The sequence below is a fragment of the Collinsella sp. AM38-1BH genome, from assembly GCF_003467545.1.
GTDB lineage: Bacteria > Actinomycetota > Coriobacteriia > Coriobacteriales > Coriobacteriaceae > Collinsella.
On record NZ_QSHC01000009.1, the window covers coordinates 5,054 to 24,615 of the forward strand.

Below are 19,562 nucleotides of genomic sequence, written 5' to 3' on the forward strand. Positions count from 1 at the left end.
GTCGCGCTCGCTCACAATGGCACTTTTGGCACGATGCAAGTTGGCGCGCTGCCAAATGGAATAACCGACCAGTTGCACCAGATAGGCATAGCCCTTAGTGGCCTTAGCGGCTCTCGACAGGAGATTGTCCTCTATGGTCAAGCCAGTCGCGACAAAGCTATCGCCCATAGAGAGCGCTACCTCCACCTGGTTGATAGGCGCCAGATCTTCGGGGAGGGCACGACGCAAGAACGTAAGCGCCTTGCCGTTAATAAGATCCATAACACCGGCGGGTAACCCGGCAAAGGCAAGTGCGATATCTACTTTTTCCCCTATCAAAAGCTGAACCGTAGACGCAATGGCACGCATATCGTCAATCGGAGCGTCCTGAACTTCATCGATGGCAATAAAAAGACCCTCGGATGACTTCGCCGCCGAACTTAGCAACTTTCTAAGGCTCGACTCTTTGGGTGCAACATCGACTTTCGCAGAAACAAAGCCGGCGTTTACACCGACCGAAGCATTGGCCGCAAGGGAAGAATCAGCAACCTGATCCTTCAAGTCCAGCAATAGGTTAGGGCCAGCAGAAACAATAGCGGTCTTCCATCCAAGCTCTCGCGCACGATCCCTAAGATCGCAGAGCAAAACAGTTTTTTCCGGAGCCCCTCGGTCCAGCAATACGCATGAGCCTCGCAGGTGCACCAATTCCCGCATTCAAACTCTCGGTAAACTCAAGGGCAATATCATCACGACCAATTATGCGCGGAGGCTCAGCGCCGGCAGTGGGACGAAACGGATTATGGAATGCTGTGGCGCTCACTTGTTTGCCTTTCTAGGGAATCGATTAACAGCCAATCATCGGTTAAATAATTATCGCAGACTATATCGAATAATATCGAGTTATATAAGGCTGTATAAACTTATCGCGGAAGTATCGAGCTTTCGTAATATGACTTAGTTAATAGTCCACCATTGCTTTCTTCCAAGCTCATAGCGAAAGAAAGTTCAGGACTTCCTAAACCCATTGCCTTAATACGAGAAATACTCGCTCTCGGCAGATAGGTTTGGCCCCAACCACGGATCGCCGCTGAGGAAGAACTCCGACCAGCGCTGCATGAACAGTGCTTGCTCACGCTTCCAGCGGCGCAGCTTTTCCTCGTTGGCCTCTTCCCTGCCGCGCGAGGTGAACTCGTAGTGATACAGCTCGGCATAAGGCGTATAGATGGTGTGGTAGCCCGCCTCCCATACGCGCAGGCAAAAGTCTGCGTCGTTAAAGCCAACGGCGAATTCCTCGTTGTAGCCGCCGACGCGCTCAAATACGTCGCGTCGCACCATCTGGCAGGCACCCGTTACGGCGCTAAAGTTGCCCGGGCGCACAGCGCGGGCAAGATAGCCCTCGCGCTTTGCCGAGAAGTCCTGGTTAGCATGGGCAAGCGCACCACGCACGCCAACCAAAATGCCGGCATGCTGCACCAGATGATCGGCAAAATAGAGTTTGGCACCCACCACGCCCGCATCGGGACGCTGCAGATAACCCATCATCTCTTCGATAAAGTCCGGGCTTATGACCTCGGTATCGTTGTTGAGCAGCAGTAGATAGTCGCCCTTAGCATGCTCAACGCCAAAGTTGATGATCTGGGAGTAATTGAACTCGCCCGGCCAGTACACAACGCGCGCGCTGCCCTTGCCACCAGATGCAGCGGTTACGCGCTCCGGCAGGGTTTCGTAATACGCAAACGTCTCTGGGACTTCGCTGTTGTTCTCCACCAAAACGATCTCGTAGTTGGCATACGTGGCCTTCTGAGCGATCGACATCACGCAGGCGTCGAGCGTCTCGACGTGATCCTTGGTGGGAATCACAATGCTCACCAGCGGTGCAGGCTCTGGCAGCGCATAGCGCATACGGTAGACAAACGGAGTTTCGGACTCCTCGACCGCTCCATGAACGCCCAGCGAGCCAAAGTGACGCTGCAGGGCCAGGCGTCCGGCCTCGATGGCATACGGTTTGCTGTCGGCGGATCCGTCGGCGGTCGACCCCGGATGCACGCGCCAGTGATACAACACGTGCGCAATATGCTCAAAGCGCGCGCCCGCCGCAAGGCAGCGGAGCGTCAGGTCGTAATCCTGGGCGCCCGCGACGTCTTCCGGCGACATGCCAATGCAATCGATGAGCGCCTTCTCCACCATCAGGAAATGCGTCACGCAGTTATGGCTATAGAGCAGGTCGACGTTGAGTCGCGTCTTAAAGACCGGCTGGCCCCACTCCCCCGTTTTCTGGAACATGTCCTCGTCGCAGAACAGGACCTGGGGACGCTCGCCCTCGGCAGCCTTGTTCAGCGCAGAAACATAGTGGAATAATGCGTCCGGTTCCAGGATGTCATCGTGGTCCAAGAACGCGATGTAGTCGCCTGTCGCTTGCTCGATACCTGCGTTGGTGTTGAGCACAATGCCGCCGTTGCCGGAAAGCTCGATGCGGCGAACGCGCTCGTCGTTGGCACCTGCCGCAAGAGTGGCCACCGCATCCCATTCGGGCGAGGCATCCATGAGCAGCAATTCCCAGTTGTCATAGCTCTGGGCTAGCACCGAGTCCAGCAGCTCGCGCAGGTAGACCCGATCAGTCTTGTAGCACGGCACCACAATGCTCACGAGCGGCCTATAGGCAAAGGCCGCCGAAGCGACACGCTGGCACACCAAATCGCCCGGCTTTGCGCGATGCTGTTCAAACCAACGTCGATAAGCTGCATCGTCTGCACGCGCGTCCTTCATGCGGTTCCAGCTGTCGTCGACCATGCCGTTGTACAGGCGACCATCCATGGCGCAAAACCCGCTCTGGATTAGGCCCGTGGGATCAGCCGCAATCGCGACAAAATCCCGTATATCCTGAGGCATCTCTACGCTCAGATACGTTTTATTGACGCGGCATCCGTTCTGCTGCGGCACGTCAACCTGCGATTCAAAAACATGCACGGTAACATCGATGGCGTTCATATGTGTATCGAAGATCTGGAACTCAGGGGTGCACTGGGGGTCTCCCGCCCAGGTAACCTCATAGCGCCACACCGCGCCGGCGTCTGCCGGCAAATAGCGAATGGCATCGATCTCGTAGCGACCGCAGCATTCGCCACGCTGCGCATCGCGGATAAGCGCGCACAGCGCAGGCTTTGCTTTGTAGTTAACCTTGGATTCCAGCTTGGCCACGCGGCTATCGGGGCGAATGGAGCCAAGCTTTTGGCCATCGGACGCAAATGCGACGTCAATCGTAGAGCCGTCCAAAAAGGGAAGCACCAAGACGGCGAGCTCGCGCTCGTAATCGGAAACGGAAGGGCAAAGCGCCAGCACACGGCCATGATCGACCGGGAGCACCAGCGACGGCACACAAGAACCGCTCGTCGTCGCATGGGCAAACGCTTGAGAACCCTCCCGTTCAATAAGCGCGGCGACATCCTGACCGGCAAAACGAAGCAGCACAAACAGACGGCCCTGACTGCGGCAAAGTGCCAAACGCTTGATACTCATCTACACTTCTCGCTTTCCCAGGGCGTTCGCTGCCATACGTTTGCAGGCACCCAGGCGTCCAAACCTCAAGACGTCGTAATCGAACATGAGCTTTTTGCACTCACGGGCATTGGGGGCCTTGCTGGTAAGCGCCGCACGCACCATAGCGGCAACAGAAGGAGCGCATTGTGCGAGCGCAGCATCGCTGCCCACGGCAGAACCGGCAAGCGCCGCGGCAACGGCGGCAAACACCTTGCCGCAGTCCGAACCCAGCAACCTGAGCGCATCGTACAGCACCAGATCGCATAGGAAGTACGCCAGGTCATCGGCATACTGGACATCGAGACCGTCGCGTTGCCAGTCAGCCAGCACCGCGGAGTAAATCTTCACGTGCTCCAGCAGTCGCGTCTCGTCGTCATAGCGCATGGTGTCCATAAGCGAGCCCTTGCGCGCCACGCGGTAGTCATACAGCTTGTTCGAGATAAGCGCGGTCTTACGCGAACGACCGTACACGGCAAAATCGAAGACCTGGTCCTCGCCATACTTAACGGTTTCGTCAAACACGATCCCGTTGCCCAGCAAAAACTCACGCTTGCAGGCGGTGCGCCATGCAAAGGGGCGAGACGCTTCCTTAAACAGCAGGTCAGAGCTATAGCCTTCAAACGACACATCGCGCGGGCTCAGCACATAGTTAAGCCACGGATACCCCGCCTCCAGCGGATACGGATTCGCGCCAAAGGTCAACACGTCGCAATCCTCGCGTTCAAAGGCATCGACGATCACGCGGCATGCATCGGGCGTAAAGCGGTCGTCGGAATCCAAAAAAGCAACAATAGGCGCCGTGGACGCAGCGATACCCGCATTGCGGGCGCTCGACAGGCCGCCGTTGGGCTTATCGACCAGCGTAAAGCGCGCGTCCTTTTCGCAATAGGCAGCCGCAATATCGCGCGAACCGTCCGGCGAGCCATCGTTGACCAGCACGCCTTCCCAATCGGGCATGTCCTGCGCAAGCAGGGAGTCCAGGCACCAGGCCAGGCACTCCTCCACGTTATAGATAGGAACGACAACGGAAATCTTGGGGGTAGCCATAGTCAAGTGCTCCTACTGTGCGACCGGAACGTCATCGGGGTGCGGGTTGTCGCCGTAGGCGCGCTGATACGTCAGCACGCGCCAGACCAGCGGCAGGCCGCCGATCTTAAAGTAGTGTTTAAACGTATTGAGCTTGCCCGGCTTCTTAAAATCAAAGCGCGAATCGATATAGGCGCGGGGCGACTTGACCATCAGTCGCAAGTCGGTCTCGCCACGCGGGTCGAAGAGAGACAGGTCAAAGCGACCGGCATCCCAATCGGCCTTGAGCTCGGGAGATGCCTTCTCCCAAAACTGCTCGCGCAATTCATCGACCAGGCGCTCATCATTCCAACGGTACGTATCGACCTTCATGCGCATTAAAATACCCTGAAGCTGAGCCTTAAGCTCGGGGCGTTCATCCAAAAAGCGCTGCATCTCGGTATATTCGTCGCACACGCAAAACACCTTGTTAGGAGAATTAACGGAGCTCTTCTCGTTATCTTGGCGATAGCACAAAATGGGGTCCGCGATAAACGCAGCACGCTCGGCGCATGCCCAGACCTTAAAGTTAAAACCCGCATCCTGATACGAAGCACCTGGCGTGGGAAGAAACCGAATCTGATTGTCGTTGAGGAACTCGCGCCGGTAGATAGCCGACCAAATGGAAGGTTTGCGGTAGAAGATGCCCGGGCGATCGACGGGGCGATACGCGGCGCCCGTCATATGCTCGTCGATGATCCCAAACAGCTCACGCCGCTCGCTGGGCGTGGACCAATACAGGTAAAAGTCGCCCTTTACCACATCGGCATGCTCGGCATCGGCCTTGGCGACCAGCTTTTGGAGTGAATCCTCAAACATAAAGTCGTCGGACTCAAGGATGCCCACGTACTCGCCGCGCGCCATCTCCAGGCCGCGGTTCATCGAGTCGCCGTAGCCGCTGTTGGCCTTGTCGATCATCTTTACACGGGGGTCGCGCTCCATGTACTCGCGGATGATATCTGGCGAGCTATCGGTGGAGCCGTCGTTGATGCAGATGATCTCGATGTCCTCGAGCGTCTGCGCCACGGCGGAATCGAGGCACTCACGCAGGTAGCGCTCAACATTGCAGATGGGAACAAGAAGCGAAACTTTAGGGGTATCAGAGTTCTGCAAGAGAACCTCCTGTTGAATAGCGTGTAACAGGGTTATTTTAGCAGCCGAGTTGCGGCGGGCGGCAGCGCTTGGAATTAGATAAAACGCTCCAGGCAGGCTTTGAGACCGCGAGTCGAAAGATAGAACAGCGCGGCATCTGCCATCGAAACGCCCGAGGTCGCCGCAACGAGCTTGTGGGCAACACGGCGAACGGCGCCCTTAGCAGGCATATCCGCCCACTCCGTTCCCAAAAACGTCGTGAGGTCCATGTTGACGCGAGCCGCCACGCGATGGAAGTCATCGGCATCCAAGCGCGCCAGGTCGAACACAATGAGGTCCAGGAACCAGGTGATCAGCTCGCCGGGGCACAGGTCCAAAAGACCGTAGGCCGCCCAGCCCTCCAAGACCTCCTCGAGCATTCTCATGTGGGCGTCAAGCTTTTTGGCGCGAGCCTCGGCACTGTTGAACTCGTGCGTCGCCGATTCGCTCTCCATCACGTAGTGGTAGAACTTGTCCGGCATGACGACGGTCTTGCGGGCAAGCGCATAAGCCGCAAATTGGAAGACGACGTCCTCGCCCAAAGCCAAACCGGGGGCGAAGCGAATGCCTTCGCGATTGAGCAGCTCGCGCGAAAAAGCCACGCGGCAGGCATAGGGCTGCGCATTCGAATGGAACAGAAGTTGGGGATCACGGGCGTCGAAGGTACCGGCTTTGGGGCTCATGAGTTGATGGACGCGTTTGGGGGCAGCATCGGCTGGTTCACAGACGCCGCCAAAAACGGCGGCCTCGGCATCTGCAGACTCCATGGCATGCAGTACGCGCTCGACCGTCTGGGCATCGATATAATCGTCGGCGTCCACAAAAAAGACGGTCTCGCCCTCGGCGGCATCGATACCGGCATTTCGAGCACACGAGACACCCGCATTTTCCTGGTCAATCACCAGTACGCGATCGTCGGCCTGCGCGACCTGGCGCAACACGTTCAACGAATCATCAGTCGAACCGTCGTTGACGCAGACAACCTGAATCGAGCGTTCGGACTGAGCCAACAGCGAATCGAGGCATCGCTGAATGGAGCGCGCAGAGTTGTAAACGGGGACGACAATGGTCGCTTTGGGGGTCAAAGTCTCTCCCATGTCGACCTACCCCCTCAGCGATTCGATGAGGAAGGCAGCAACCACGCCTGGGCCTCCAACCGAGGCGTAATACTTAGCACGCCCCAAGGCACCATCCGTCGCAAAACTCGGATGCTCGTCAACCCAGCCCTCAGGATCTTTGAGGATGGCAGCGAGATTTGCGCGCTTCCACGGCTTGAGGTCGTCAAGCGAAAACTCCCCCGCGTCCAAGGCCGCTTGGAACTCCTTGGCCATCTGAACCAGGAACTCCTTATAGAACTTAGGCGCCAAGCGCACGTAGTTCCACATATACGAATCGTACTTAATGAGCTGATTGAACTTGAGCATGCGCGCGACGTCATCACTTGCGTGGTCACGGGCATAATCCTCTCGAATCCAACGCTCGATCTCGGCATACTCGGTATTGACGCAAAAGACCTTAGCCGAAGAATTGACCGAGGAATTCTCGTTGTCCTGGCGATACGACAGCACGGCATCGTGCAGGTAAACAGCCTTATCGGCGCACGCGATCACCTTAAAGGCGAATGACGTGTCCTGAAAGGATGCCCCCGGAGTCGGCAGGAACGTAATGCCGTTGCGCTCAAGAAAATCGCGACGGTACACGGCCGACCAAATCGATGGCTTTTGCTTAAAGAACTGCGTCGTATCGCTCGGATGCACTGGCTTGCCACAATCCTGAGGTCTAAACATCTCGTGCAGCGAACGGCGTTCCTCGGGCTTAGACCAGTAGAAATCAAAGTTCGCCTTCGCAAAGTCGGCATTATTGCTATCGGCGGCCGAGACAAGCTTTTCGAGTGTGTCGGACGCCATAAAGTCATCGGACTCCAAGATGCCAACGTACTTGCCACGCGCCATCTCCAGACCGTGGTTCATCGAGTCGCCGTAGCCGCTGTTGGCCTTGTCGATCATCTTGACGCGCCTATCGCGCTCCATATACTCGCGAATAATCGCCGGCGAGTTGTCGGTCGACCCGTCGTTAATGCAGATGATCTCAATATCCTTGAGCGTCTGTGCCAGGGCGGAATCGAGACACTCGCGCAGGTAGCGCTGAACATTGTAAATGGGAATAAGCAGCGACAGAACAGGGCTGCCAGAGACGTTAGTAGACAAATGTGCTCCTTAGGAAATACCTGTCGTTTCATGGTATCAAAGGGTCAGCGCGCCAGCGGGCGTTTATATAATCTATGGAGCCTCTTGCGGGCAAAGTAGCCGCACGTCATGCGGCGGGCCCATGGCAGGTTCCTGCGTTTTATTCAAAGCTTGCCGCCAAGGTGCGCCGAGCCTTTACAATAGGACAGTCCCAAGGACGTATTCGATAGCTTCCGTGCAGCGCTCGCCCGCCGCGCGTGAAAGGATATATTGCCCCATGCCTTCAACCCTTCCCGCCCCCATCGACAAGCTCGCCATCGTTGTCGTCACCTATAAGCGCCAGGAACTCCTGGCCAACCTGTTCGACTCTATGACCAAGCTCACTGCCGCGCCCTGGCGCATCGTGATTGTCGATAACGAAAATTCGCGCGAGACCGAGGCCATGTGCGCCGCATTTAACGAGCGCCTGGCCAACCTGTGGGGCATCGACACCGAGCAGCCCGACGCGCAGGGCGGCACCGACCGCGTCATCTACGCCCCGCAGCTCGAAAACGGCGGCGGTGCGGGCGGCTTCTCCGCCGGCACTAAATGCGCCTACGACCTGGGCGCCCAGTGGTTCTGGGTGATGGACGACGACGTGCTCGTCATCCCCGAAGGCATCGAGCGTCTTGCCAAGTGGACCGACCGCTACGATGTCATCCAGGGTTCGCGCCTAGACTTTGACGGCGGCGCCTTCTTTTGGCAATACCAACTCATCCTTTCGCTCGGCATTCCCAACCCAGTCGCCAAGTGGGATCTGGGTCCCGAGGGCTACCGCACCATGAACCAGCTGTGCTTTGAGGGCGGCATGTTCTCGCGCCGCGTGGTCGACAAGATCGGCCTGCCCGACGCGCGCTTCTTTATCTACGGCGACGATGCCTGCTATGGCTACGTGGCCAGCCAGCACTTCTCCGCCGCCGTTGTTGCCGACGTGGTTCTCAAGCGCGCCCGCGCCGTCTCTAACTGGGATATCGCCGGCAAGCGCCAGCTCAACTCCACGAGCGACACCAACCGCTACTACATTATGCGCAACCGAGGCTTCCTCGCCCGCTACATGCAGATCTACGGCGACTATCACCCCGTGCTGTTCCGTCTGGGCAACGCCGCGACCTTCTGCAAGGAATTCATTCGCCTGGCTGCCGTTGACAAGTGCTTTAAGACCGGCATCCCGGCGCTGCGCCGTGGCATGAAAGACGCCCGCAAGATTATCAAGGACCCCGACTGGGAGCCCATGCCGCCCATGAAGGACGCAGAGTAACGGAAGCCGGAAACACCTCAGCGCTTAAAGCCGCTGGCACACCGTAGCCACATGCTGCCCATCAAAACCGAACCCCCAGCGCATGCGACCCACGCCGGGGCGCGGCACACGGATTTCGTCGATGCCGTCGCGCTCTATGTCGAGTAGCGACTGCACGGCCAGCAATTCCAGGCCCAGCGCATCCACATCGGGGTCATACATCAAGTTAATCGTTATCAGCGGGCGCTCGTCCAGCATGCCAATCGTATCTGCTACGTCGAACACAGCACCCGTAGGGAAAACCTGGATGTCCCAGCGACCCGCGCCACACTTTCGCCTCGAGGCAGGATTGGCATAGCCCGGCAAGCCAAAGCAGAGCCCCTGCAAGAGCAGATGATATGGCAGCGGCGCATCTGGGTCGGTCGCACCGATTCCCGCATCTCCCAGGATGCGGCTTAGCGCCCGCCTCACCGTATCCTCGTCCCCACGGCACAACCCGTCGCGAAACGCATCGACGTCTCGAATGTCTTCGGCAGCACACTCAAACCACTCAATAATCACTAGACGCAAGGCCTGGCGAAGCTCGTTATTGGGCAATCGCAAAGCACGGAGGCGATCGCCATGTTCTGGCTCCTCAGTCATATCCGTCGTGAGAAAACCGGACAGATACAGCGCTGTCCACATGCCATCGTCAGGCGAGACATCTGGCTCTGCAGTGCCCAAACAAAGCGGGACCTCAGCGCACCCATGGGCCTCGAGCAAATCAAACAAGACCGAAAGGCGGTCGAGATTCCACCCGGCAACTACCCTACTCAGGCAATCCGCATACCCATACAGATCGGCGCGCACAGGCGCCGTGCAGCCTCGGTCCAGAAAACCGATCACGCGCGCCGGACTCGAGCAATAGACCCTGCCAAACCGATATCCCTCGAGCCATTCACGCGCATCATCAAGGTTTTCCTCGCGCCCAGCACGATTCAACAGAGCCTGGACCTCGGCATCCGAAAAGCCGAACCAACGGTCACACCACGTCGAAAGCGGCGTCGACAGACAATACGAGCAACTGCGCGACGAAAGCGCCGCTTCGGCAGGACTGGGACGCTCCCCCATCAGACACGTCAGCCGCAACGAATCGCGCGCAGTGGCAATGGCGTCGAACAGCACACGATCGAATAGCCCTGCCGGATCGGCGCCGGAAGCGCCCCTCGCGCTCGCACGGCCCAACCACGCCGCGTCGTACCCATCAACGAGCAATACAACCTGCTCATCGCAGGCCATCTCCAGCAGCCCAATGAGCACGCCAAGCACCGAGGCGACCTCATCCTCGCTCGCCGCGCCACGCGCAACGCGTTCGATGTGACGCACCTTGTCTCGAGCTAAATCCGGAGCCTCCAAGAGCGCCAACAATCGAGCGCACTCGCCCGAAAGGGCATCGCGCACGGCGCCGGCAACAGCGGGGCCACGCCTCGCAGCGCTAGAAAAGTCCAGCGATATCACCGGATAGCAAGCGTACTCATCCCGATAGCGCCCGCCGTCTGCATCCCAAATCTGAGCATCGGCAAACAAACGCTGACCAGCGCGACCGACCGCTGGACGCTCCAGAAAAGCCCTGAGCATCGACAAGTTCATGCTCTTGCCAAAACCCTCGGGTCGACAGCACACCACAACGGACGCGTCGCAGTCCAACACATCGGCAATAAACATGGTCTTGTCGACCAGCATGCAGCAACCAAGAGCTTCCGCATAGTCGTGCATGCCAATGGGCAAAATCGCATCGTCATCACAGCCGATCAAACGCACGCCAAAGCCGGCAGCACAACCATTATTTGCCTGTTCAGACACCAAAACGTTCCCCCCTAAATCGCAGCACGATGCCAATTGTAATGACCGCCTCGCGCGTACCGATGTCGCCGCGCGAACATATCGGGCAACGGTAGCAACAAGAGGTGTGAGGGGGCACAACTAATCGTTGCACAACAAAAAACGGGGCCCGATGCATTCGCACCGGACCCCGTTCCGACTCTTTAGTTATCTGGCAACCGAGAGGCTACTCCTCCGAGCTGTCCTCCCCAGAAGCTTTCTTCTGCTGATCGAGCTTATGCTTACCGCTCACGATGGACGTAGCGCCCAGCGTAGCCAAGCTCGCACTGGCAAGGCTCGCCATCACGATCAAGTCGCCCGTCTTGGGCATATTGCCGCCAGATGACTTGGTCGTTGTAGTCGTCGTGGTTGTAGTGGTCACCGTCTTGGAGTCATTTTGCTCCTGAACCTGGTTATCAGCGCCGCTCTTGTCGTCGTCTTCGGACTGTTTCTTTTCGCCCTCGGTCTTGCTCTCGTCCTTCTTCTCAGATTCAGACTTCTTATCCTCGTCCTTCTTCTGAGCGGACTTGTCGCCCTTCTCATCAGAGCTAGGACCCTTATCGGATTCAGCCTTCTCGGAAGCCTTGTCCTTTGAGTCGCCCTTTGCGGCCTCGGTCTTTTCCATGGAAACCTGATCAGAGTTGTCCTTGTTCTGAGTCGAGCCATTATTGACGCCAGCCATCAGCGAAGAGCCCAACGTAGAACCAAGCTGCACGGAGAAAGAAGGCTTCTTGTCCGGCGAAGCAACGGGAGCGTCCGGCGCCTTATTCGAGTCGTCCTTGGAAGCATCGGAATCAGGGGTTGCGTCAGAGCCGAAGCCGTTGTTAGAGCCGGTGCCAACGGACGAATCGCTCGAACCAGTGGAAGAATCAGAGGAACCAGCGTCGGTCGAACCAGAGGCGGCGCTGTCCGTATTGCCGGCAGAGCTTGAAGACGAATCGCCCGCAGCAGAGCCGTTCAAATCGGAGCCGTTCGAGGTAGAGCCGTCGTTGGTAGTGCCGCCAGCAGAGCCATTACCGTCAGCATCGGTCGAGGGCGCATCCATCCTGTCATCGTTGACATCGTCACTCGAGTCGCCATTCGAATCAGGTGTCGGCGAGGGCGCCGGTGTGGGCTCGGGCTGCACGGGCGTCGCAGCGGCAGCCTCATCCTCGGCGATAAAAACCAAGCAGTCCTTCAGCTCATTTTTATAACGATTCTTCCAGCCCTCATGATACTGGGGCTGACTCGAAAACTTAGTGGCGACATTGTTGACCACGCTATTGGAGAGCGCCGTCACAAACTCGCGGTCGGACATATCGTTGGAAAGATTCGCCCAGCGGAAAAAGTCCCTGCAGCCACCGGTGCCGCACATGTTGGTGATGCTCCACACCATGCCCTTGACGCAATCGGCGCGGCCCGAAATATCAATGCCCAGGCCGCTCTTGAGCCACGCCTCGGTCACCGCATAGTACGAGTTGTACGCATAGGCATCTTGAAGTGCTGAGAACTCAACAGGATCGGTGTTGTACGCACCTTGGAAGGCATCCTGCGCGATATGGCCCAGCTCGGTAAATTGGCCGTTCTCGTACATGGCATTGCTCGCGTTGGAAATCTCGCTGCCGCGATCAATCGCATCCTTGAGCATGCTGTATTTTTCGGGGTTGTAGTTGTAGGCCTGCTTCATAAACGGAATGAGCGACCAACGGCGGTCGAACTGGTAATAGCCCAGCGCGTTATAACCGTCGCCATACGAAAAGCCCTGGTTGTAGTTGCCATGGCTCTCGTACTTGGTAAAGTACTTCATCTCGGGAGTCACGTTTACAAACGAAACGCCCTGGACCGACCTCAGCACGCCCGAGAAGGACTGCTGGGTGTAGAGGCCTTTGTCGATATCGGTGGCATCCGAGGCAACGCCCGGCGTGGGTTCCTCGGCAGCGGCGGGCGCGGGCGCGGTAACGGCGCTAAACGAAAGCGCCAGCGTCAGGCCCGCGACAATAGCAGAATGCTTGGGCTGCATAAGATCCTCCCTGCATTGGTGTAGTTAAAGTGCAGTTTGCAAAGATAAAACTAAGTATTGCAGCTCGCCCGTTGTTGCACAACAACCCCTCGGTAAACGGCAACAACCCTCCGCGAAATCTTAAGGAATTGCGCTCAACCTACAGCTTAATGTCAAAGTTGATCTCGGGGACGGCGGCCAAGTCGGCCAACGTCACGCCGTCGACGTACTTTTCGATCACGTCGTCCAGACCGCGCCAGAACTTGACGGTCGAGCACAGATCGCTGCGGGCGCAACTGTTGTCGATGCCGTCGCACGCCACCGGAGCCGTGCTGCCCTCGACGGCGCGCAGGATGTCGCCGGCACGCACCTCGGCCGGGTCCTTGGCCATCATGTAGCCGCCGCCCTTGCCGCGCACGCTCTTAAGCAGGCCCGCCTTCATAAGCGGACGAACCAGCTGCTCCAGATACTTTTGCGAGATATGCTCGCGGTCGGCAACCTCGCGCAGGGCAATCTTGCCCTCGGCGTCGCCCAGCGCCGCGATATAGATCATCAGTCGGAGGGCATAGCGGCCCTTAGAAGAAATGAGCATACCTACCCTCCCATCGTTACTGGGACAAAACCAGGCTTGTTTGCCCAAATCCTATGCACGCGGGGCAAACAAACCTGATTTTATGTCCCTCATCTAAAAAGTCGAGTGGATTAGTCGGGTTTTCCCTTGACTAACGCCGAACCCATAGTAACTTTATTCCGAGAAGATTCCTAGGGTTTAGTACACCTATGAGTACACCATATACAGAGAGGGACAGCATGAGCGCAAATCCGCTGCTTTCCATCGAAGGTCTGACCGCCTCCGTGGACGAGAAGACCATCCTCCACAACGTCAACCTTAACGTCGCCGCCGGCGAGACCCACGTGCTGATGGGACCCAACGGCGCCGGCAAGTCCACCCTCGGCCACCTGGTCATGGGCGACCCCGTTTACACGGTCAACGACGGCCGCATCGTCTTTGACGGCCAAGACATCACCGAGCTCACCACCGACAAGCGTTCGCGCGCCGGCCTGTTCCTGAGCTTCCAGGCTCCGGTCGAGATCCCGGGCGTGCCGCTGTCGAGCTTTTTGCGCGCCAGCATCGCCGGCCGCCCCGGCCTGGAGATGAAGGGCAAGGAGTTCCGCCGTCGCGTCAAGGAGCTCGCGGCCGAGCTCAACATGGACACCGCCTACCTCAACCGCGAGCTGGGCGTGGGCTTCTCGGGCGGCGAGAAGAAGAAGGTCGAGATGCTCCAGCTCCTGCTGCTGCAGCCCAAGCTCGCCATCCTGGACGAAACCGACTCCGGCCTGGACGTCGACGCCCTGTCCACCGTCAGCCACGGCATGGACGCCTACCGCAAGAGCTGCGACGGCTCCATGCTCATCATCACGCACAACACGCGCATCCTGGAGCATCTGGATGTCGACCGCGTCCACGTTATGGTCAAGGGCCACATCGTGCGCGAGGACGACGCCTCGCTCATCCCCTGGATCGACAAGAACGGCTTTGAGACCTTCGAGCGCGAGGCCGCCGAGCAGCGCGCCCAGGCCGAGGCCGCCGCTGCCGAGCAGCAGGCGTAAAGGGGCGATGCAATGACCAAGAACCGCACCGAGGTCGCGGACATCGACCGCAGCCTCTACGACTTCACCTATGGCGAGGAGGGATTCGAGCGCCTCGATGCCGGCATCACGCCCGACATCGTGCGCGAGATCAGCGCAAAGAAGGACGAGCCGCAGTGGATGCTCGACCTGCGCTTAAAGTCCCTCGAGATCTTCAACCGCTTCCCGGACCCGACGTGGGGCCCCTCCATCGAGGGCCTGGACATGGGCAACATCGTCACCTACGTTAAGCCAAACACCGACCAAAAGCACGACTGGGAGTCGGTGCCCGACGACATCAAGAACACCTTTGAGCGCCTGGGCATCCCCGAGGCCGAGCGCAGCTACCTGGCGGGCGTCGGCGCACAGTACGACTCCGAGCTGGTCTACCACAACATGCAGGACACCGCGTCCAAGATGGGCATCGTCTACTCCGGCATCGAGGAGGCCCTGCACGACCCGCAGTGGGAGCCGCTCATCCACGAGAAGTTTATGACGCTCATCCCGCCCACCGACCACAAGTTTGCGGCCCTGCACGGCGCCGTGTGGTCGGGCGGCTCGTTTGTCTACGTGCCCAAGGGCACCAAACTCGACTTCCCGCTGCAGAGCTACTTCCGCCTCAACGCCAAGGGCGCCGGCCAGTTTGAGCACACGCTCATCATCGTCGAGGATGACGCCGACCTGCACTTTATCGAGGGCTGCTCCGCGCCCAAGTACAACGTGGCCAACCTCCATGCCGGTGCCGTCGAGCTCTTTGTGGGCAAGCGCGCGCACCTGCGCTACTCGACCATCGAAAACTGGTCCAAGAACATGTACAACCTCAACACCAAGCGTGCGCGTGTGGACGAGGACGGCGACATCGAGTGGATCAGCGGCTCCTTCGGCAGCCATGTGGGCTACCTCTACCCCATGAGCGTGCTCAACGGCCGCCGCGCCCGGTCGAGCTTTACCGGCATCACCTTTGCCGGCGCCGGCCAGAACCTGGATACCGGCTGCAAGGTCGTGCTCAACGCGCCCGAGACCTCGGCGACCGTCGAGACCAAGGGCATCTCCAAGAGCGGCGGCATCCAGACCTTCCGCAGCTCTATCGTGGCCACGCCCAAGGCCGAGGGTTCCAAGGCAACCGTGAGCTGCCAGTCGCTGATGCTCGACGACCAAAGCCGCTCCGATACCATCCCCGCCATGGACATCCGCGCCAAGAACGTCGACATCGGCCACGAGGCCACCATCGGCCGCATCGGCGACGACAAGGTGTTCTACCTGATGAGCCGCGGTATCTCGGAGGAAGAGGCCCGCACCATGATCGTCAACGGCTTTGCCAACCCGGTCTCCAAGGAGCTGCCGCTTGAGTACGCCGTCGAGATGAACAACCTGATCAAGCTCGAGATGGAAGGAGCGATCGGATAATGAAACAGGAAACCAACACCGCTGCCACCACGCTCGAGCAGGTCAACGCTATGCCGGCAGCAACTTGGGGTTGGCTCAAGATGAACCAGACCAAGCTCGAGCTTTCGGACGAGCTTGTCACCGCTCCCGCCGAGGCCGTTGAGGTCGAGGGCCTGGACGAGCAGTTTGCCGGCACGGCCGACGCCTTCGACGCCGCCATGGAAGCCATGGCCGAGCGCTTCCCCGAGCGCCGTGCCGCTGCCCCCGGTGATGCCGCCGATCGCGCCCGCATCACGCCCGAGACCGAGCTCGACGTGCCCGCTACCTCCGTCTACCAGGCCGGCGCCATCAAGCTCGAGGAGGAACTTTCCCCCGCCGAGGCATTCGAGACCGGCATGGGCGAGGCTGCCTACACCTACTTGACCGACCACGCTACCAAGCGCATCGTCATCGATGTGCCCGCATACAAGCACGTCACGGCTACCGTGCGCGTGAGTGGCGTCGACGCAGCGGCTGCGATTGCCGCCATCGATGTCGTCGCCCGCCCGCAGGCAACGCTCGACTTGCAGATCGCCCTGGACTCCCCCGTTACCGGCGAGGGCGTCGTGGGCTCCGTGCTGCGCGTGTGCGCCCACGAGTACGCCACCGTCAATGCGACCTGCACGCAGACGCTCGACGACAGCTGGATCGCGCTCGACGACACCGGCCTGTTCCTGGACGAGGGCGCGCGCGTCAACGTGCAGCACACCGTCCTGGGTGCCGGCGCCAGCGCCACCGGCCTTGCCGGCGACCTGCTGGGCGACACCGCCAAGGTGACCATCGATACCGATTACCTGGGCGCCCGCGAGCAGGTGCGCGACTTTAACTACGAGTTGCGCCACCGCGGCCGCAAGACCGAGTGCGAGATCGACGCCAACGGCGTGCTGACCGGCACGTCCAAGAAGGTCTACCGCGGCACCATCGACCTCGTGCACGGTTGCAAGGGCGCAACCGGCACCGAGCGCGAGACCGTGCTGCTCGCCAACAAGGGCGTCGACAACAAGACCGTCCCCGTCATCCTGTGCGACGAGGACGACGTCGCCGGCAACCACGGCGCCACCATCGGCCACGTCCGCGACGAGCAGCTGTTCTACCTCGCCTGCCGCGGCCTTGACCAAAACGCCGCCGAGGATCTGTTCATCCGCGCCAAGCTGGAGGACGCCGCGCTTTCCGCCACCGATGAGCGCACCCGCGCTGCCGTCGTCCGCCTGGGCAACAACCTGATCGATAACTTTGAAGAGGAGCTCGCATGATCGATACCGAGCACGTTAAATGCGATACCTGCACCGCCCCCGAGCCCATGGAGCTCGACGCCAGCGACGAGGCCTCGCGCGGCTGGCCCACCGTCGACATCGAGACTAATCCATACAAGGCACAGTTCCCGCTGTTCCAGCAACACCCCGAGATCGCCTTCCTCGATAGCGCCGCCACCGCGCAGCGCCCCGCCTGCGTGCTCGACGCCGAGCGCGATTTCTACCAGCGCATGAACGCCAACCCCCTGCGCGGCCTGTATTCGCTGTCCGTCGAGGCCACCGATGCCATCGCCAAGGTCCGCCAGCAGATCGCCGACCTCATCGGCGCCGCCCAGGCCAACGAAGTCGTCTTCACCCGCAACACCAGCGAGTCGCTCAACCTGGTCGCTAAGAGCTTTGCGCCCACGGTGCTGGAGCCCGGCGACGAGGTCGTCATCACCATCATGGAGCACCACTCCAACCTGATTCCGTGGCAGCAGGTCTGCCGCGAGACCGGTGCCAAGCTCGTCTACCTCTATCCCACCAAGACCGGCCAGCTCACCACCGAGGAGGTCCTGGCCAAGGTGGGTCCCAAGACCAAGATTCTGGCCGTGGGTCAGGTCTCCAACGTGCTGGGCGTCGAGAACCCGGTCAAGAACCTCGGCAAGCTCGTGCACAAGTACGGCGGCTATCTGGTCGTCGACGGCGCGCAGTCGCTGCCGCACATGCCGGTCGATGTGGCCGACCTGGGCGCCGACTTCTTTGCCTTTAGCGCGCACAAGGCCATGGGCCCCATGGGCATCGGCGTGCTGTGGGGCAAGATGGACCTGTTCAACGCCATGCCGCCCATGCTCACCGGCGGCGAGATGATCGAATCTGTTACCGAGCAGGACGCCGTCTGGGCGCCCGTTCCCGAGAAATTCGAGGCCGGCACACAGGACGCCGCCGGCATCTTCGCCACGGGCGCGGCACTCGACTACCTGGTCAACACGGTGGGTTACGAGAACATCCAGGCCCGCGAGCAGGCACTCGTCCACTATCTGATGGGCGAACTCATGCAGCTCGACTTTGTCCAAATCATCGGCTCCATCTATTGGGACAACCACCACGGCGTTGTGAGCTTTAACGTCAAGGGCATCCACCCGCACGACGTCGCGAGCATCATGGACATGGACGGCGTCTGCATCCGCGCCGGTCACCACTGCGCGCAGCCGCTGCTTACCTGGCTGGGTGTCGAAAACCTTGCTTGTTGCCGCGCCAGCGTGGCCTTCTACAACGACAAGGCCGACATCGACAAGTTCATCGCCGGCCTGCATCACGTTTGGAGCACGTTCAATGGGTAATCTGTACACCTCCACCACATTTATGGAGCACAACTCGCACCCCGACTATAAGTACGAGATGGATGCTCCCACGCACGAGCACGACGGCATCAACCCCAGCTGCGGCGACGAGCTCACCCTGCAGCTGCGCGTCGAGAACGGCGTGATCGAGGAGGCCTCCTTTACCGGCCACGGCTGCGCCATCAGTCAGGCCAGTGCCGACATCATGGCCGACCTCATCACCGGCGAGACCGTCGAGGAAGCTCACCGCCTGGCAGAGCTCTTCCTCGCCATGATCCGCGGCGAGCAGCTCTCCGAGGAGGACCTGGAAGACCTGGACGAAGCCGCCCAGCTCCAGGACATCTCGCACATGCCCGCCCGCGTCAAGTGCGCCGAGCTCGCCTGGCGCACCCTCGACGGCATGCTCGAGGGGCAAACAAACCAGTAGTTTATGCCCCGAATCCAAGGTTTTTGATTGCCGAGCCGCCCGATACGGGCGGCTCTGTTTTTACCTAATGAGCGCGAACGCACAAAGTCCGCGCGTCCGGCGCCCCGTCTGACATTTGCCACACAGCCAGACGCGAGCACGGGCGTTTTCCACAGCACCAAAGGCCTGCGGCAGGGCCCCGGGCCCGCCAAGCAATGCGCCAAGCCCCGTTCTGCGAAGCTCCGACTCGCTTCGCGCCTGCCGCAGACGGGTCCCATAGGGAGCGGCGTGCATTTTTGCGAGTATTCAGCACGCCAAGCTGTGTGTATACGCATCGAAAGCGTTAATCAACGTCTTTAGGCGCATATATATTGTGTTTTAGAACAAGCATCGCGGTCTGACGGGACGCAGGCACGTGCTTCGGGGGCGCAACGGCGGGAATCAATAGCTTCGGGACCCGTATGTTGCAAGATTGCGGCGGTGCCGACAGCAACACGATGCTGAAAACTCCGTTT

General features: G+C 59.6%; 14 protein-coding genes and 1 pseudogene. 6 read left to right on the top strand and 9 right to left on the bottom strand.

The annotated features are described in order from the left end of the window. The 6 genes and pseudogenes from DW870_RS05100 to DW870_RS05125 form a co-directional block, all read right to left on the bottom strand. Nucleotides 1-624 (bottom strand): annotated as a pseudogene (locus tag DW870_RS05100) (ATP-binding protein); the annotation flags it as partial. Nucleotides 625-1,008: 384 nt separating this feature from the next. After that, nucleotides 1,009-3,495, bottom strand: a complete 2,487-nt coding sequence (locus DW870_RS05105) for a glycosyltransferase (protein ID WP_117877086.1) — start codon at nucleotides 3,493-3,495, stop codon at nucleotides 1,009-1,011. Further along, nucleotides 3,496-4,563, bottom strand: coding sequence for a glycosyltransferase family 2 protein (locus DW870_RS05110; protein ID WP_117646341.1), 1,068 nt, complete (start codon nucleotides 4,561-4,563; stop codon nucleotides 3,496-3,498). A gap of 12 nt (nucleotides 4,564-4,575) precedes the next feature. Next, nucleotides 4,576-5,694 (bottom strand): glycosyltransferase family 2 protein, encoded by a 1,119-nt coding sequence (locus tag DW870_RS05115; RefSeq protein WP_158548912.1) that lies wholly within the window; start codon nucleotides 5,692-5,694, stop codon nucleotides 4,576-4,578. A gap of 74 nt (nucleotides 5,695-5,768) precedes the next feature. Beyond that, complete coding sequence (locus DW870_RS05120) at nucleotides 5,769-6,809, bottom strand: glycosyltransferase (RefSeq protein WP_117563896.1); 1,041 nt, start codon at nucleotides 6,807-6,809, stop codon at nucleotides 5,769-5,771. A gap of 6 nt (nucleotides 6,810-6,815) precedes the next feature. After that, nucleotides 6,816-7,919 carry a glycosyltransferase gene (locus tag DW870_RS05125; RefSeq protein ID WP_117877088.1) on the bottom strand — a complete coding sequence of 368 codons (1,104 nt, stop codon included), beginning with the start codon at nucleotides 7,917-7,919 and terminating at the stop codon, nucleotides 6,816-6,818. Between the two features lie 256 nt (nucleotides 7,920-8,175). On the opposite strand from DW870_RS05125, the gene DW870_RS05130 reads away from it, so the two are divergent. Further along, complete coding sequence (locus DW870_RS05130) at nucleotides 8,176-9,195, top strand: glycosyltransferase (RefSeq protein WP_117770225.1); 1,020 nt, start codon at nucleotides 8,176-8,178, stop codon at nucleotides 9,193-9,195. A gap of 24 nt (nucleotides 9,196-9,219) precedes the next feature. Here the strand turns inward: DW870_RS05130 and DW870_RS05135 are convergent, their stop codons facing one another. The 3 genes from DW870_RS05135 to DW870_RS05145 all read right to left on the bottom strand — a co-directional run bounded on the left by DW870_RS05135 (nucleotide 9,220) and on the right by DW870_RS05145 (nucleotide 13,604). Then, entirely contained in the window at nucleotides 9,220-11,016 is a 1,797-nt protein-coding gene (locus DW870_RS05135) for an AAA family ATPase (RefSeq protein ID WP_147332631.1), read from the bottom strand. 205 nt (nucleotides 11,017-11,221) lie between these two features. After that, nucleotides 11,222-13,033 carry a hypothetical protein gene (locus DW870_RS05140; RefSeq protein ID WP_117770223.1) on the bottom strand — a complete coding sequence of 604 codons (1,812 nt, stop codon included), beginning with the start codon at nucleotides 13,031-13,033 and terminating at the stop codon, nucleotides 11,222-11,224. 139 nt (nucleotides 13,034-13,172) lie between these two features. Further along, nucleotides 13,173-13,604, bottom strand: a complete 432-nt coding sequence (locus tag DW870_RS05145) for an Rrf2 family transcriptional regulator (protein WP_117770222.1) — start codon at nucleotides 13,602-13,604, stop codon at nucleotides 13,173-13,175. A gap of 218 nt (nucleotides 13,605-13,822) precedes the next feature. Here DW870_RS05145 and sufC point away from each other — a divergent pair, with 218 nt between their 5' ends. From sufC to sufU, 5 genes are read left to right on the top strand one after another with little or no spacing between them, the layout of a single operon-like run. Further along, complete coding sequence (gene sufC / locus DW870_RS05150) at nucleotides 13,823-14,623, top strand: Fe-S cluster assembly ATPase SufC (RefSeq protein ID WP_006235561.1); 801 nt, start codon at nucleotides 13,823-13,825, stop codon at nucleotides 14,621-14,623. 12 nt (nucleotides 14,624-14,635) lie between these two features. Further along, the gene (gene sufB, locus DW870_RS05155) at nucleotides 14,636-16,048 is read left to right on the top strand and encodes a Fe-S cluster assembly protein SufB (protein ID WP_117770220.1); all 1,413 of its coding nucleotides are present in this window, start codon (nucleotides 14,636-14,638) and stop codon (nucleotides 16,046-16,048) included. Further along, complete coding sequence (locus DW870_RS05160; protein WP_117877090.1) at nucleotides 16,048-17,319, top strand: SufD family Fe-S cluster assembly protein; 1,272 nt, start codon at nucleotides 16,048-16,050, stop codon at nucleotides 17,317-17,319. The genes sufB and DW870_RS05160 overlap by 1 nt, the downstream gene beginning before the upstream one ends. Next, nucleotides 17,316-18,641, top strand: coding sequence for an aminotransferase class V-fold PLP-dependent enzyme (locus tag DW870_RS05165; protein ID WP_199411386.1), 1,326 nt, complete (start codon nucleotides 17,316-17,318; stop codon nucleotides 18,639-18,641). The genes DW870_RS05160 and DW870_RS05165 overlap by 4 nt, the downstream gene beginning before the upstream one ends. Continuing rightward, nucleotides 18,634-19,068 carry a Fe-S cluster assembly sulfur transfer protein SufU gene (gene sufU, locus DW870_RS05170; protein WP_117770218.1) on the top strand — a complete coding sequence of 145 codons (435 nt, stop codon included), beginning with the start codon at nucleotides 18,634-18,636 and terminating at the stop codon, nucleotides 19,066-19,068. The genes DW870_RS05165 and sufU overlap by 8 nt, the downstream gene beginning before the upstream one ends. Nucleotides 19,069-19,562 lie beyond the last annotated feature (494 nt).